Genomic DNA, 15,516 nt, shown 5'->3' with positions numbered 1-15,516 from the left:
TCGGTGGTGATCACGCAGGAGTCGCGCAGCGTCGCGAACGAGGGCTATGGGCACGCTCGACTGGCGGTTGGGCACGCTCGACGGGGATCTGGGCACGCTCGACAGAGATCTGGGCACGGTCGACAGAGATCTGGGCACGCTCGACGGGATTGTGGGCACGCTCGACTGGCGGTTGGGCACGCTCGACGGGGTTGTGGGCACGGTCGACGGGATTGTGGGCACGCTCAACCGAGGAAGCGGGCGGCGTGTTCGGTCAGGTCCAGCAACGGCTGCGGGAAGATGCCGAGCACGATGGTCACCAGGGTGCACACCGCGATCGACGAGGTGGTCAGTGCGCTCGGGGTCACCACGTGCGGCGCATCGACGGGCACGTCGGCGAAGAACATCGCGACGATGATCCGCACGTAGAAGTAGGCGGCGATCGCGCTGCTCAGCACGCCGATCACCACCAACACCCCGGCGCCGCCACCGGCTGCCGCGGCGAAGACATCGAACTTGGCGATGAACCCGCTGGTCAGCGGGATACCGGCGAAGGCGAGCAAGAACATCGAGAACATCGCACCCACCAGCGGATACCGTTTGCCCAGCCCGGCCCACTGAGTGATGTCGGTGGCCTCCCGGCCCGACAGATGCGGACCCGACGGCCGATCGGGTTCACGCACCACGGCCACCGTCGCGAAGGCACCGAAGGTCGAGAAGGCGTACGCCGCGAGGTAGAAGAGGGTCGCGGCCAGGCCGGCGGTGTCGAAGGCGATCACGCCGAGCAGGATGAATCCAGCGTGCGTGATCGACGAGTAGGCGAGCATCCGCTTGATGTCGGTCTGGGTGACCGCCAGCAACGCGCCGACCACCATCGTCAGGCTCGCCACCACCCACAGCACCGGCTCCCAGTCCGATTGCAGCGCGCCGAAGCCGACGTAGAACACGCGCAACAGCGCGCCGAACGCGGCCACCTTGGTGGCGGCCGCCATGAACGCGGTCACCGGGGTGGGTGCCCCCTGGTACACGTCGGGAATCCACGAGTGAAACGGCACCGCCCCGACCTTGAACAACAGCCCCACCGCCAGCAGCCCGAGCGACACCACCCCCAGGGTGGTGTCGGCGCCGGGGGCGGCGAGGGCGCGCCCGATGTCCGACAGCCGCAGCGATCCGGTGGCCCCGTACGCAAAGGACGCCCCGAACAGGAAGAAGCCCGAGGAGAATGCTCCCAGCAGGAAGTACTTGAGTGAGGCCTCCTGCGAGATCAGCCGACGCCGCCGCGCCAGCCCGCACAGCAGATACAGCGGCAACGAGAACACTTCGAGGGCGACGAACATCGTCAACAGATCACCGCACGCACCGAACAGCATCATGCCGCCGACCGCCAGCAGCGTCAGCGGGAACACCGCCGTGGTCACCGCACCCGCCCGGGTGACCTCGTACTCGGCGTCGGTGTTGGGTACCGCCGCCCCGGACGGCGTGAACATGTCCGCGCGCACCGAGCCGAGGGCGGTCGCGGCGGCGGCACCGGGACCGTCGCTGAACCGCCGCGGCGAAGCCGACGTGGGGGGCACCACCCGTTCGAGCCGTCTCTCACCCATGAACGCCACCGAGAGAACCGCGATCAGCAGGATCAGTCCCTGCAGGAACAGCGCGGGCCGGTCCATCACCACCGCCCCCGACATCACCGTCTCACCCAGCCCGCCATCGCGTGTGTGGGCCACCGTCACCACCACCAGCGCCGCGAACGCGGCCACCAGGCCGCCCAGCGACAGCACGAGCTGACTCACGTAGCGCCGACCGCGCGGCACAAACGCCTCCACCAGCACGCCGAGCACCGCGCACCCGAAGACGATCAGCATCGGCGAGAGCACACCGTAGGCAATGCTGGGTGATGAGATCGCCGCCAGGACCTCGGTTCTCACTTGTGCCCTCCCTGCCCGGCCGCCGGTACAGCAGGCGCCGGATCGGTCTGATGAATGGTCGTCATCGTGTGTTCGACCGCGGGATCGATGCGGTCGAGCAGAGGCTTGGGGTAGATGCCGAACAACAGCAGCAGAGCGAGCAGCGGCGCCACCACCACAATCTCGCGGCCGTGCAGGTCGCGGACCTTCCGGGTGGCTGCCCCGGGCCCCTCGACGGCGCGCACCGGTCCGCCCGTCATTCCGCGGACTGGTCCGCCCATGATTCGTTGGTAGGTCCACAGAATGTAGATCGCCGACAGCACCAGAGCACTCGACGCGACGACGGCGGCCACCGGATACCGCGTGAATGTGCCGACGAGGACGAGGAACTCGCTGATGAAGGGAGCCAGACCGGGCAGCGAGAGCGTGGCCAGGCCGGCGATCAAGAAGGTGCCCGACAGTACCGGCGCCACCTGCTGCACCCCGCCGTAATCGGCGATGAGCCGGCTACCACGCCGCGACACCAGGAATCCGGCGATGAGAAACAGTGCCGCCGTCGACAATCCGTGGTTCACCATGTACAGCGTCGACCCGGACTGGGCCTGTGTGGTGAGCGCGAAGATGCCGAGAATGATGAACCCGAAGTGGGATATCGACGTGTAGGCGATCAGCCGCATCACATCGGACTGGCCGATCGCGAGTACGGCTCCGTACACGATGCCGATCACCGCGAGCGCCGCTATGAGGGGTGCGAAGTAGCGCGACGCATCGGGAAAGATCTGCAGGCAGTACCGCAGCATCGCGAAGGTGCCCACCTTGTCGACCACCGCCATCATCAGCACCGCACCGGCGGGGGTGGCGACCACGGCCGCGTCGGGCAGCCACGAATGGAACGGCCACAGCGGGGCTTTCACCGCAAACGCGAACATGAAGCCGAGGAACAGGATCGCGAGCAGGCCGGAACTCGCATCGAGCTTGCCCGACGCCGCCGCGTCGACCACCACCCGCAGATCGAACGTTCCGCCGCCGAGATCCGACCGCGCCGTCACGACGTACAACCCGATCACCGCGGCCAGCATGATCAGACCGCCGAACAAGTTGTACAGCAGGAACTTCACCGCCGCCCGCGACCGCGTGACACCGGTGGCGCCGGTACCGAATCCCCCGATCAGGAAGTACATGGGGATCAGCATCGCCTCGAAGAAGATGTAGAACAGCAGGATGTCGAGGGCGACGAAACTCATCAGCACCATCGCCTCCACCGCGAGCATCAACGCGATGTAGGTGTGCGGGCCCTTCTGACGCCGACCGGCCGAATGATCCAGTGAGCCCGAATGATCGGCGTCGCGCCACCCCGCGACGATCAGCAGTGGCAGCAGTACCGTGGTCAGGACCACCAACACCAGGCCGATGCCATCGAGTCCCAGCGTGTAGCCCGTGCCCAGCGACGGAATCCAGGGGTGGTCCTCGACGAACTGATACCGCGCACCGCCCGTGTCGAACCCCACGGCCAGGCCGAGCGACAGCACCAGCGCGGCCACCGAGACGCTCAGTCCCAGCCACTTCGCGACGTCGGGCCGGGTGTTGGGAACGGCGAGCACCGCGACGGCGCCGACGGTGGGCAACACCCACAGAATGGTCAGCCACGGGACGCTCATCGCACCGCCACCACCATCAGGGTCGCGAGGATCACCGTGGCCCCGGCGAACACCGACAACGCGTAGGAACGGACAACGCCGTTCTGCCAGTTACGTAATCGTTGCGACAGTGCGGTGATCGCCGCGCCGACACCGGTCGTCACACCGTCGACGCCGTCGTTCTCCACGGCGACGAGCGCGCGGGTCGCCCGCCGGCCGGGCCGCATCAGCACGTCCTCGTTGAACGCGTCCCCGTACAGGTCGCGGCGTGCTGCCACGGTCAGCGCCGTCACGTCGTCGGGTGCCTGCGCGGGCACCGGTGCCGCCCCGTACTGCCGCCACGCGACGGCCACCCCGATCGCGACCACCGCGAGGATCGTCACGGTGACCACCCAGGTGGGTGCCGCCAGTTCGTGATGGGTGTGTCCCACAACGGGTTCGAGCCAGTCGACCAGACTGTCACCCCACGCGAACGCGGCGCCCGCGGCCAGTGAGCCGATCGCCAGGATGATCATCGGCCACACCATCAACCCGGGCGACTCGTGCGGATGGGCGTCGGACCGCCATCGACGGTCACCGAAGAACGTCAGCAGCATCACCCGCGTCATGTAGAACGCGGTGATGCCAGCACCGAGCAGTGCGGCACCACCGAGGAACCAGGCGCCCACACCGCCGGAGGCGAAGGCGGCCTCGATGATCGGGTCCTTGGAGAAGAACCCGGAGAACGGGGGCACTCCGATGATCGCCAGATACCCGAATCCGAAGGTGACGAACGTGATCGGCATGACGCTCCGCAGTCCGCCGAAGCGGCGCATGTCGGTCTCGTCGTTCATGCCGTGCATCACCGACCCGGCGCCCAGGAAGAGTCCGGCCTTGAAGAAGCCGTGCGTGAGCAGATGCATGATCGCCAGCGCGTAGCCGGCGGGGCCGAGTCCGGTGGCGAGCACCATGTACCCGATCTGGCTCATGGTGGACGCGGCCAGCGCCTTTTTGATGTCGTCCTTGGCGCAGCCGATGATCGCACCGAACAGCAGGGTGACCGCACCCACCACGGTCACCGCGGCCCTGGCGTGGGGTGCGAGGTCGAAGATCGGCCCCGACCGGGCGATCAGGTAGACGCCCGCGGTGACCATCGTGGCGGCGTGAATCAGCGCCGACACCGGCGTCGGGCCCTCCATGGCGTCGCCGAGCCAGGCTTGCAGCGGGACCTGCGCCGATTTGCCGCATGCCGCCAGCAGCAGCATGAATCCCAGTGCGGTGAGCACGCTTTCACCGGCGCGGCCGGCGGCGCCGAACACCGCCTCGAAGGAGACGGCCCCGAAGGTCGCGAACATGATCATCAGTGCGATGGCCAACCCGATGTCGCCGACACGGTTGATCACGAAGGCCTTCTTCGCGGCGGTCGCGGCCGCGGGCTTGTACTGCCAGAAACCGATCAGCAGATACGACGCGAGGCCCACGCCCTCCCAACCCAGATAGAGCACCAGATAGTTGTCGGCGAGCACCAGCACGAGCATCGCGGCCAGAAAGAGATTCAGATAGGCGAAGAATCGCCGACGATCCGGGTCGTCGGCCATGTACGCCACCGAATAGATGTGGATCAGTGATCCGACCCCGGTGATCAGCAACACGAACACCATCGACAACTGGTCGAGCCGAAGACCGAAGTCCACCTGCAGCGATCCGACGGGCACCCAGGAGAACAGCGACTGGTGTACCGCTCGGTCGCCGACGTCGCGGCCGAGCATTCCGACGAACATGGCGAGTCCGAGAGCGAAGGCTCCCAGTGCCATCGCGCAGGCGAGCACATGACCCCACCGGTCGGTGCGGCGCGCAAGGATCAGGAGGATCGCCGCTCCCGCCAACGGCAGGAACGGCAACAGCCACAACAGATCCGCCGACCAGTCGGTGCCCATCGGTCCTCCTCACCTCGTATGCCCGGCGACCTCAGCGTCGCAGCAGATCCGCGTCGTCGACCGAGGCCGAACGCCGCGCCCGGAAGATGGTCATGATGATCGCGAGGCCCACGACGACCTCGGCCGCGGCGACCACCATGGTGAAGAAGGCGATCACCTGCCCGTCGAACGAACCGTGCATGCGGGCAAAGGTCACGAACGAGAGGTTCGCGGCGTTGAGCATCAGCTCCACACACATGAACACCACGATGGCGTTGCGCCGCAACAGCACTCCCGACGCGCCGATCGCGAACAGCAGGGCCGACAGATACAGATAGTTCTCCGGGTTCATCGCGATCCCTCCGGTCCCGACGACGCCCGGGTCCGCAGTATCGGGCTCACCGACGCGTCCGACGGTGTGCCGTCGGGCAGCAGGGCCGGAACGTCGACGGCGTTGTGCCGGGCGAACACACCCGGGTTGGGCAGCGGGGTCATGTCGACTCCGGTGCGGAAACGCTCCTGCGACAGCTCACGCTGAGTTCGCCGTGGCCCGAACCGTTCCCGGTGGGTGAGCACCATGGCGCCGAGGGTGGCGGCGATGAGTAGTGCGCCGGTGAGTTCGAACGCCCACAGGTAGCGCACGAAGATCAGTTCGGCGAGCGCGGCGATGTCGGCGTTGCCGCCACCGGCACTCGGGGCACCGGCGAACACCGCGAGCGACGCATTGGCGATCGCGGCGATGAGCAGCACACCGAACCCGATGCCGAGCACCGCGGCCGCAATACGCTGTCCCCGTAGTGTTTCCACCAGTGAATCCGACGAGTCGACGCCGATGAACATCAGCACGAACAGGAACAGCATCATCACCGCCCCCGTGTACACCACCACCTGGACCACACCGAGGAACAGGGCGCCCTGCGCGACATAGAAGACGGCCAGCACGATCATGGTGGTGGCCAGGAAGATCGCCGAGTAGACGGCCTTGGTGGCGAAGACGACACCGAGGGCGCCGAGCACGGCCACCGCACCGAGCACCCAGAACTGCACTGCCTCACCGGTGGAGGTGCGGGTGAGTTCCGCCGCGGCAAGGACGGTGCTCATGAGTCCGGCTCCACCGCGGGCCCGCTCGTGTTCGCGCGGGCGGTGACGTGGCCGTCGGAGGTGATCTCCCCGCGGTAGTAGTTCTCCTCGGTGGAGCCGGGTGCCATCTCGTGCGGCGGCGGGGTGACCCCGTCGTCGAGCGGTGCGAGAAGCTGGTCCTTCTCGTAGATCAGGTCCGCGCGGCGCTCGCCGGCGAGTTCGTACTCGTTCGTCATCGTCAACGCCCGGGTGGGACAGGCCTCGATGCACAGTCCGCACCCGATGCATCGCAGGTAGTTGATCTGGTACACGCGACCGTACCGTTCCCCCGGGGAGTACCGCTGCTCGTCGGTGTTGTCGGCGCCCTCGACGTAGATGGCGTCCGCCGGGCACGCCCAGGCGCACAGCTCGCAACCGATGCACTTCTCCAACCCGTCGGGATGGCGGTTGAGTTGGTGCCGACCGTGATAGCGCGGCGCGGTGGGCACCTTCTGCTCGGGATACGACTCGGTGATCGTCGGCGCGAACATGCCCGCGAACGTCACCTTGAGGCCGCGCAGCGGCTTGGCGCCGAGATTCTTTCGGAGTTCAGGCATCGGTGGTCTCCTTTGCCGTATCGGAGGCGGGCGGAACGGACGAGTTGCCGGTCGGGCGTCCGGGCAACTGCTGACCGGGCAGGGGAGGGACCGGGAAGCCACCTGCCATCGGGTCGAAGGCAACGGGCACCGACGGCGGCGCGGGCACCGGAGGCGGACGCATCAGCCGCCACACGGTGAAGGCGATGAGTGCGGTGAAGACGAGTCCCGCCGCCGCCGACACCAGCGACCGCGCGAGGTTGTCGGCATCCATCACCACCCGGATCAGCGCGACCACCATCACCCACGCCAGGGAGATCGGGATGAGCACTTTCCAGCCGAGATTCATGAACTGGTCGTAACGCAGCCGGGGCAGGCTGGTGCGCAACCAGATGAACACGAACAGGAACACCCACACCTTGAGCGTGAACCACAGCACGGGCCACCACCCGGAGTTCGCACCCGACCACAACGTCACCGGCCAGGGGGCCTGCCACCCGCCGAGGAACAAGGTGGTGGCCAGCGCCGACACCGTGACCATGTTGATGTACTCGGCGAGCATGAACATCGCGAACTTCAACGACGAGTACTCGGTGTGGAAGCCGCCGACCAGTTCGCCCTCGGCCTCCGGCAGATCGAAAGGCGCGCGGTTGGTCTCGCCGACCATCGACACCGCGTAGATGACGAACGACGGCAGCAACAGCAGCACATACCAATGGCGGTGCTGGGCGGCGACGATCTCCGACGTCGACATCGTCGCGGCGTTGAGGAACACCGCCGCGAAGGTCAGGCCCATCGCGATCTCGTAGGAGATCACCTGTGCGGTCGACCGCAGACCGCCCAGCAGCGGGTACGTCGAACCCGACGACCAGCCGGCGAGCACGATGCCGTACACGCCGACCGAGGTGACCGCCAGCACGTAGAGCACGCCGACGGGAAGGTCGGTGAGCTGCAGCGGAGTTCGATGCCCGAAGACCGACACCATCGGACCGAAAGGGATCACCGCGAACGCCATGATCGCGGGCACCACCGCGATGACGGGAGCGGCCAGATAGATCAGTTTGTCGACGCTGACCGGGACGATGCCTTCCTTGAGCGCCAGTTTCACACCATCGGCCAGGCTCTGCAGCATCCCGTGCGGACCCACCCGGTTCGGTCCGATTCGGGTTTGCATGCGGGCCATGATCTTTCGTTCGGCCAGGATGGCCACCAACGGATTGGCCACCAGGAAGCCGAAAACGGCGACCGCCTTGACGAGCACCAGCCAGAACGGATCGTGGCCGAAGTCGGCGAGTGTCGGGTAGTTGTCGGGGGCCGCCCCGGCGGCCAGTGATACCGCGCTCATCGGGTCGCCTCCGGCGCTCGCCGTGCCGTCTCCGCAAGAGCGATCGCCACCACGTCACCCGGACCGGCGGCCAGCCGCGTGTTGACCGACGCGCCAGGTGAATTCATCGGCACCCACACCACGTCGTCGGGCATCTCGGTGATCGTCAGCGGTAGGTCGAGATGTCCGCGGTCGGTACTCACCCGGACCGTCGACCCGTCGGTCGCACCGATCGACGTGGCGGTGGCGGCCGACAACCGCAGCACCGCTGTCCGGGCGGTGCCCGCAAGGTGGGGTTCGCCGTCCTGCAGACGGCCGGCGTCGAGCAGCATCCGCCACCCTGCCAACCTCGCGAGTCCCGGCGAGTGTGACTCCGGCGTCGCGGCCGGGCGACGGTGCTCGCCCGAGGTGCCACGTGCGCCGTCCCACAAGCCGATGCGGTCGATGTCGGCGCGGATCGTGGCCACGTCGTCGCATCGCAGATCCACCCCGAGCTGGTGTGCCAGTGCGTGGAGCACCCGGTGTTCGGGCACTGTGCCGTGCTCGGTCAGCGCGGCCGCGAATGGCCGCGCCCGGCCCTCCCAGTCGACGAAGGTACCCGCACGTTCGGCCACCGCTGCCACCGGCAGTACCACGTCGGCGTGGTCGGTGACCTCGCTGCGCCGGATCTCCAGGCTCACCAGGAACCCGGTGGCGCACAGGGATTCGAGTGCGGCGGCAGGGTCGGGCAGGTCGGCGGGCTCCACCCCGGCCACCAGCAGCGCACCGAGCTCTCCGGTGCGGGCGGCGTCGAGAATGGCTGCGGTGTCGCGACCCGGGTCGGTGGGCAGGTGCGCCGCATCCCACGCGGCGGCCAGCTGTGCGCGGGCGCGGTCGTCGCTCACCGGGCGCCCACCGGGAAGCAGATCCGGCGCCGCTCCGACCTCGAGCGCGCCGCGTTCCCCGGCGCGCCGCGGAATCCAGGCCAAGCGCGCACCCGTACGCGCCGCGAGCCCGACGGCGGCATCGAGCCCGCCGGGCACGGTGGCCAGGCGTTCGCCGACGATGATGACCGACCCCGGCAGGTCGACAGCAGTCGCCGCCTCGGCCGAATCCAATACTGCCGCTTCATCACCCGGCACGGTCGGCAGCAACGCGCCGTCGAGTTTGGCGACTCCGCGACTGCGCCAGGACGCGATCGTGGTGACCCGCTGCCGTGCGGTGCGCACCGCACGGCGCATCCGGAGGAACACCATCGGCGACTCCTCCTCGGGTTCGAAGGCCACCAACAACACTGCGGGCGCCGCCACCAGTTCGCGGTAGGTGACGTCGTCGCCGCGCGCCGCCACATGCCGTGCCAGGAAGGCGGCCTCTTCGGCGCTGTGGGCACGACTGCGGAAGTCGATGTCGTTGGTTCCCAGCACTGTTCGAGCGAACCGCGAATACGCGTAGGCGTCCTCCGCGGGGAGCCGGCCACCGGTCAGCACGCCGGTGCGCGCGCGGTGGGCAGCCAAGCCGCTTGCCGCAGCCCGCAGGGCGTGCGCCCACGACACCTCCGTCAGCTGCCCGTCGGCGCCGCGCACCATCGGCGCGGTCAGCCGGTCGGGTGCGGCGGTGTACGCGAAAGCCCAACGGCCCTTGTCACAGTTCCACTCCGCGTTGACCTCCGGGTCGTCGCCGGCCAATCGGCGGAGAACTGTGCCCCGACGATGATCGGTGCGCTGCGCGCAGCCGCCGGCGCAGTGCTCGCACACGCTCGGTGTCGACACGAGGTCGAACGGGCGGGCGCGGAACCGGTAGGCGGTGCCGGTCAGCGCGCCAACCGGGCAGATCTGCACCGTGTTGCCGGAGAAGTACGATTCGAACGGCTCGTCGGCGTAGATCGACACCTGTTGCAGCGCACCGCGATCCTGCAGGCTGATCAGCGGATCGCCGGCTACCTGGTCGGCGAATCGGGTGCACCGGGCGCACAGCACGCAGCGCTCGCGGTCGAGCAACACCTCCGACGACAGCGGCACCGGCTTGGTGAAGGTCCGCTTGACCCCGGTGAACCGCGACTCGCCGCGACCGGCCGACATGGCCTGATTCTGTAGCGGACACTCACCGCCCTTGTCGCACACCGGGCAGTCGAGCGGGTGATTGATCAACAGCAGTTCCATCACACCGCGCTGTGCCTTCTCGGCGATCTCCGAACTGCGCTGGGTGTGGGCCACCATGCCGTCGGTCACCACCGTGGTGCACGACGCGAGCGGTTTACGTTGGCCCTCCACCTCTACGAGGCACTGCCGGCACGCACCCACCGGATCGAGCAGCGGGTGGTCGCAGAACCGCGGGATGGAGATGCCGAGGGATTCCGCGGCGCGGATCAGCAAGGTGCCCGGCGGCACCGACACCTCGAGCCCGTCGATCGTCGCCGACACCATCTCCGGTGCCGCCGTGTCGGCGTCGTCGACGGCGGTCATCGCCCCTCCCGCGGAGCAGAGGCCGCGTACACGGTCGAGGCGTGCGGATCGAAGGGGCATCCGCCGTTCAGATGGGCGAGGTATTCGTCACGGAAGTATCTGAGCGAGGACACGATCGGGCTGCCCGCACCGTCACCGAGGGCGCAGAACGATTTGCCGACGATGCTGTTGGTGACGTCGGCCAGCGTGTCGAGGTCGGCGGCGTCGGCGGCGCCGGACTCGAAGCCGCGCAACAACTGGACCAGCCAGTAGGTGCCCTCACGGCAGGGCGTGCACTTGCCGCACGACTCGTGTGCGTAGAACTCGGTCCACCGCAGCACCGCGCGCACCACGCAGGTGGTGTCGTCGAAGATCTGCAGCGCCTTGGTGCCGAGCATCGACCCCGCCTCGCCGACACCCTCGTAATCCAGCGGCACATCGAGGTGATCGGCGGTGAACATCGGTGTCGACGACCCGCCCGGGGTCCAGAACTTGAGCCGATGCCCGGCCCGCACGCCGCCGGCGCGGTCGAGCAGTTCGGCCAGCGTGGTGCCGAGCGGGGCCTCGTACTGACCGGGACGCGTCACGTGACCCGACAGCGAGTACAGCGTGAATCCGGGTGACTTCTCGGTGCCCATCGCCCAGAACCAGTCGACCCCATTGCGGATGATCGGTGGCACACTCGCGATGGATTCGACGTTGTTGACCACCGTGGGACTCGCGTACAGGCCGGCGACCGCGGGGAACGGCGGACGCAGGCGGGGCTGTCCGCGTCGTCCCTCCAGCGAATCGAGGAGCGCGGTCTCCTCACCGCAGATGTAGGCGCCTGCACCCGCGTGGACCACCAACTCCACGTCGACACCCGAGCCGAGGATGTCACGCCCCAGATAGCCTGCGGCATAAGCCTCGTCGACGGCGGAGCGCAGCCGCCGGATCACCGACGCCACCTCGCCGCGCACGTAGATGAACGCGTGCCGCGCGCGGATGGCGTATGCGGCGATGATCGCGCCTTCGATCAGGGCGTGCGGGGTGGCCAGCATCAGCGGCATGTCCTTGCAGGTGCCGGGTTCGGACTCGTCGGCGTTGACCACCAGATAGTGCGGGGGCACAGAGGAATCGGCGCCGTCAGCGGTCCGGTCGGGTTGCGGGATGAACGACCACTTCAGGCCGACCGGGAATCCGGCACCACCGCGACCTCGCAGGCCCGACGCCTTGATGGTGTCGATCACGTCGTCGGGCTCTCGCTGCAGCGCCGTGCGCAGCGCGGTGTACCCGTGGTGCGACTCGTAATTCTGGATTCGCCATGACTCGGGCTCATCCCAGTAGCGGCTCAGTACCGGGGTCTCGGCCGGCTCCACGTCGCCGGGCAGCACCGCGGTCACGGTCGCGGGCCCTGTTCGGGCAGCCCGGCCAGCAGGCGTGCGGTCTGCCGGAACGAGCACACCCGGCCGGTCCCTCGGTCGGGTGTCGCGGCGACCCCGGCGCGCAGATCCTCGACGAGTTCGATTGTGCCCGAGGGAGTCTGCGCGTCGAAGAACTCCCAGTTGACCATCACCACCGGGGCGTGGTCGCACGCGGCGTTGCATTCGACGTGCTCCAGTGTGATCCGGCCGTCGGCGGTGGTCTCGCCGGGTGCGATACCGAGGTGCTCGCGCAGCGCGGCGAGGATCTCGTCACCGCCGAGCACCGCACACAGCGTGTTGGTGCACACGCCCACCAGGTACTCGCCGGTGGGGCTGCGGCGGTACATCGAGTAGAAGGTGGCCACCGCGGCCACCTCGGCCGCGCTCAGATCCAGTTGTGCGGCACAGAAACCCACCCCGGCGCGGGTGATGTAGCCGTCGTGGGATTGGACGAGGTGCAGCAGCGGCAGCAGCGCCGAGCGGGCCTGCGGATAGGGGGCGATGATCGTCGCGGCCTCCCTCGCCAGGGTGTCGGTGACGTCGCGTGGATAGGTCGTCGGCCCGTCGAACGTGATCTCCGGGTGCGGGGCCTGCGGGATTGCCGGCGCGCCGTCGCTGGGCGGCGCACCGAGTTTCACGAACACCGGATCGGTCATCGGTCGACTCCTCCCATCACCGGATCGATGCTGGCGACGGCGGTGATCACGTCGGCAACCATGCCGCCCTCGCACATCGCGGCCACGGCCTGCAGATTGGTGAAGGACGGATCGCGGTAGTGCACGCGATAGGGCCGGGTACCGCCGTCGCTCACCATGTGGACCCCGAGTTCGCCGCGCGGCGACTCCACGGCGACATAGCATTGCCCGGCCGGCACCCGCATCCCCTCGGTCACCAGCTTGAAATGATGGATGAGTGCCTCCATCGAGGTGCCCATGATCGCGGCGATGTGCTCGGGCGAGTTGCCGAGCCCGTCGGGTCCCAACGCCAGGTCGGCCGGCCAGGCGAGCTTGCGATCGGACACCATCACCGGCCCGGGCCGGAGCCGATCGAGGCACTGCGCGACGATACGCGCCGACTCGCGCATCTCCTTGACGCGGATGAGATACCGACCGTACGAGTCGCAGGCGTCGTCGGTGATCACGTCGAACTCGTAGGTCTCGTAACCGCAGTAGGGCTGGGACCTGCGCAGGTCGTGGGGGAGGCCGGTGGAACGCAGCACCGGGCCGGTGATCCCCAGCGCCATACACCCGGTGAGGTCGAGGAATCCGACACCCTGGGTGCGTGCCTTCCAGATGTAGTTGTCGTTCAACAGGTCCTCGAGTTGATCGAGGCGTTCGGGCAGCGCGTCGAGCACCGCGGCCACGCGGTCGGCGCCGTCGGGCGGAAGATCCTGTGACACACCCCCGGGCCTGATGTAGGCGTGGTTCATCCGCAGGCCGGTGACGTATTCGAAAAGGTCGAGGATCATCTCCCGTTCGGCGAAGCCGAGGAACATCGCGGTGACCGCGCCGAGTTCCATGCCGCCGGTGGCCAGGGCCACCAGATGCGAGGAGATGCGGTTGAGTTCCATCATCATCACCCGGATCACCGAAGCACGTTCGGGGACGTCGTCGGTGATGCCGAGCAACCTCTCCACCCCGAGGCAGTAGGCGGTCTCGTTGAAGAACGGCGACAGGTAGTCCATGCGGGTGACGAAGGTGACGCCCTGTGTCCAGTTCCGGTACTCCAGGTTCTTCTCGATCCCGGTGTGCAGGTAGCCGATTCCGCACCGTGCCGAGGTGACCGTCTCGCCCTCGATCTCCAGGATGAGCCGCAGCACACCGTGGGTGGAGGGATGCTGGGGTCCCATGTTCACGACGATGCGCTCGTCACCGGGTTGTGCCGCGGCCCGCTCGGCCACGGCGGTGACAATCTCGTCCCAGTCCTGCCCCGACACGGTGAAGGTGGTCGGCGGCGGATAGCGAGACGGGGCCTGCTCGCTGCGCTCCCGGCGTTCGGGGTTCTCGGTGGCGGTCATCAGGTGTAGGACCTCCGGCGGTCGGGTGGCGCGACGCGAGCACCCTTGTACTCCACCGGAACACCGCCGAGTGGATAGTCCTTGCGCTGCGGGTGTCCCTGCCAGTCGTCGGGCATCTGGATGCGGGTGAGCGAGCGATGTCCGTCGAAGACGATGCCGAAGAAGTCGTAGGTCTCGCGTTCGTGCCAGTCGTTGGTGGGGTAGATGTCGCACAGGCTCGGGATGTGCGGATCGTGGTCGGGACAGGACACTTCGAGGCGAATCCGCCGATTGTGCGTGATCGACATCAGCGGATAGACCGCGTGCAACTGCCGGTCGGCGTCATCGGGATAGTGAACACCGTTGACTCCCAAGCACAATTCGAAACGCAGCGACGGCAGATCGCGCAGTGCCGAGGCGACCTCACGCAGATGGTCGCGTCGCACATGCAGTGTCATCTCGTCGCGGAAGATCACCACCTTCTCGATCGCGTCGCCGTAGGGATCGCGCGCGGACGGATTGTGTTCGAGCAGACCCGCGGCGAGATTGTCGGCCACCTCGTCGAAATAGCCGCCGTAGGGCCGAGATGAACTGCCCGGCAAAGTAATGGCCTGCACCAGACCGCCGTAACCGGAGGTGTCGCCGCTGCCGTGCGCGCCGAACAGTCCACGCCGTTCGCCGATCCGTTCCGCGTCGTCGCCGCGCGGGCTCACCGCAGGAGTCCCTTCATCTCGATCGTCGGCCGCGCGTCGAGGGCGGCTCGCTCGGCGGCCCAGATGGCCTCCTCCCGATTCACCCCGAGGGGCATCTTGCCGATCTGTTCGTGCAGTTCGAGAATCGCGTGCAACAGCATCTCCGGGCGGGGTGGGCAGCCGGGGAGATAGATGTCGACTGGTACCACGTGATCGACGCCCTGCACGATCGCGTAGTTGTTGAACATGCCGCCCGACGACGCGCAAACCCCCATCGCCAGAACCCATTTGGGTTCGGTCATCTGGTCGTAGATCTGGCGCAAGACCGGGGCCATCTTCTGGCTGACCCGTCCGGCGACGATCATCAGATCGGCTTGGCGGGGCGACGCGCGGAACGCTTCCATGCCGAAACGGGCGAGGTCGTAGCGTCCCGACGTGGTGGCCATCATCTCGATCGCGCAGCACGCCAGTCCGAAGGTTGCCGGCCAAAGGGAACCCTTGCGCATGAAGCCGGCCAGCTGCTCGACGGTGCTCAGAAGGAAGCCGGAAGGCAGTGACTCTTCGAGTCCCATACTCGAACCTCCTTCGTGTACTTCCGGTTTCGGGGCATA

11 protein-coding genes and 1 pseudogene are annotated in these 15,516 nt (G+C 67.8%); all 12 read right to left on the bottom strand.

Annotated features, from left to right (window positions below; genetic code table 11):
* Nucleotides 1-224: 224 nt before the first annotated feature.
* A complete protein-coding gene (gene nuoN / locus ACWDSI_RS06050; protein ID WP_449755969.1) occupies nucleotides 225-1,904 on the bottom strand; it encodes an NADH-quinone oxidoreductase subunit NuoN in 1,680 nt (559 codons plus the stop codon).
* Entirely contained in the window at nucleotides 1,901-3,541 is a 1,641-nt protein-coding gene (locus tag ACWDSI_RS06045) for an NADH-quinone oxidoreductase subunit M (RefSeq protein WP_449755968.1), read from the bottom strand. Before ACWDSI_RS06045 ends, nuoN begins: the two co-directional genes overlap by 4 nt.
* On the bottom strand, nucleotides 3,538-5,436 hold the full coding sequence (nuoL, locus tag ACWDSI_RS06040; protein ID WP_449755967.1) for an NADH-quinone oxidoreductase subunit L: 1,899 nt from the start codon (nucleotides 5,434-5,436) through the stop codon (nucleotides 3,538-3,540). The genes ACWDSI_RS06045 and nuoL overlap by 4 nt, the downstream gene beginning before the upstream one ends.
* A 31-nt stretch (nucleotides 5,437-5,467) precedes the next feature.
* Nucleotides 5,468-5,767, bottom strand: a complete 300-nt coding sequence (gene nuoK / locus ACWDSI_RS06035) for an NADH-quinone oxidoreductase subunit NuoK (protein WP_449747272.1) — start codon at nucleotides 5,765-5,767, stop codon at nucleotides 5,468-5,470.
* Nucleotides 5,764-6,516: an NADH-quinone oxidoreductase subunit J gene (locus ACWDSI_RS06030; RefSeq protein WP_449755966.1), complete on the bottom strand. Its 753-nt coding sequence runs from the start codon at nucleotides 6,514-6,516 to the stop codon at nucleotides 5,764-5,766. The genes nuoK and ACWDSI_RS06030 overlap by 4 nt, the downstream gene beginning before the upstream one ends.
* Nucleotides 6,513-7,091, bottom strand: coding sequence for an NADH-quinone oxidoreductase subunit NuoI (gene nuoI / locus ACWDSI_RS06025; protein WP_449755965.1), 579 nt, complete (start codon nucleotides 7,089-7,091; stop codon nucleotides 6,513-6,515). The genes ACWDSI_RS06030 and nuoI overlap by 4 nt, the downstream gene beginning before the upstream one ends.
* Nucleotides 7,084-8,415: an NADH-quinone oxidoreductase subunit NuoH gene (nuoH, locus tag ACWDSI_RS06020; RefSeq protein ID WP_449755964.1), complete on the bottom strand. Its 1,332-nt coding sequence runs from the start codon at nucleotides 8,413-8,415 to the stop codon at nucleotides 7,084-7,086. The genes nuoI and nuoH overlap by 8 nt, the downstream gene beginning before the upstream one ends.
* Complete coding sequence (locus ACWDSI_RS06015; RefSeq protein WP_449755963.1) at nucleotides 8,412-10,835, bottom strand: NADH-quinone oxidoreductase subunit G; 2,424 nt, start codon at nucleotides 10,833-10,835, stop codon at nucleotides 8,412-8,414. The genes nuoH and ACWDSI_RS06015 overlap by 4 nt, the downstream gene beginning before the upstream one ends.
* Nucleotides 10,832-12,873, bottom strand: a pseudogene (gene nuoF / locus ACWDSI_RS06010) (NADH-quinone oxidoreductase subunit NuoF). Before nuoF ends, ACWDSI_RS06015 begins: the two are co-directional and overlap by 4 nt.
* Nucleotides 12,870-14,234 (bottom strand): NADH dehydrogenase (quinone) subunit D, encoded by a 1,365-nt coding sequence (gene nuoD / locus ACWDSI_RS06005; RefSeq protein ID WP_449755962.1) that lies wholly within the window; start codon nucleotides 14,232-14,234, stop codon nucleotides 12,870-12,872. The pseudogene nuoF and the gene nuoD overlap by 4 nt, the downstream one beginning before the upstream one ends.
* Nucleotides 14,234-14,926 carry an NADH-quinone oxidoreductase subunit C gene (locus ACWDSI_RS06000; RefSeq protein ID WP_449755961.1) on the bottom strand — a complete coding sequence of 231 codons (693 nt, stop codon included), beginning with the start codon at nucleotides 14,924-14,926 and terminating at the stop codon, nucleotides 14,234-14,236. The genes nuoD and ACWDSI_RS06000 overlap by 1 nt, the downstream gene beginning before the upstream one ends.
* Nucleotides 14,923-15,477, bottom strand: coding sequence for a NuoB/complex I 20 kDa subunit family protein (locus ACWDSI_RS05995; protein ID WP_449747279.1), 555 nt, complete (start codon nucleotides 15,475-15,477; stop codon nucleotides 14,923-14,925). The genes ACWDSI_RS06000 and ACWDSI_RS05995 overlap by 4 nt, the downstream gene beginning before the upstream one ends.
* Between the last annotated feature and the right edge of the window lie 39 nt (nucleotides 15,478-15,516).

This window comes from Gordonia sp. NPDC003429 (assembly GCF_053588575.1).
This window is presented reverse-complemented; position numbering and strand designations above follow the sequence as displayed.

Excerpts from the sequence above, each read along its gene's own strand:
- ACWDSI_RS06045 (WP_449755968.1), bottom strand. The coding sequence starts at position 3,541 with ATGAGCGTCCCGTGGCTGACCATTCTGTGGGTGTTGCCCACCGTCGGC.
- nuoL (WP_449755967.1), bottom strand. The coding sequence starts at position 5,436 with ATGGGCACCGACTGGTCGGCGGATCTGTTGTGGCTGTTGCCGTTCCTG.
- nuoK (WP_449747272.1), bottom strand. The coding sequence starts at position 5,767 with ATGAACCCGGAGAACTATCTGTATCTGTCGGCCCTGCTGTTCGCGATC.
- ACWDSI_RS06030 (WP_449755966.1), bottom strand. The coding sequence starts at position 6,516 with ATGAGCACCGTCCTTGCCGCGGCGGAACTCACCCGCACCTCCACCGGT.
- nuoI (WP_449755965.1), bottom strand. The coding sequence starts at position 7,091 with ATGCCTGAACTCCGAAAGAATCTCGGCGCCAAGCCGCTGCGCGGCCTC.
- nuoH (WP_449755964.1), bottom strand. The coding sequence starts at position 8,415 with ATGAGCGCGGTATCACTGGCCGCCGGGGCGGCCCCCGACAACTACCCG.
- ACWDSI_RS06015 (WP_449755963.1), bottom strand. The coding sequence starts at position 10,835 with ATGACCGCCGTCGACGACGCCGACACGGCGGCACCGGAGATGGTGTCG.
- nuoD (WP_449755962.1), bottom strand. The coding sequence starts at position 14,234 with ATGACCGCCACCGAGAACCCCGAACGCCGGGAGCGCAGCGAGCAGGCC.
- ACWDSI_RS05995 (WP_449747279.1), bottom strand. The coding sequence starts at position 15,477 with ATGGGACTCGAAGAGTCACTGCCTTCCGGCTTCCTTCTGAGCACCGTC.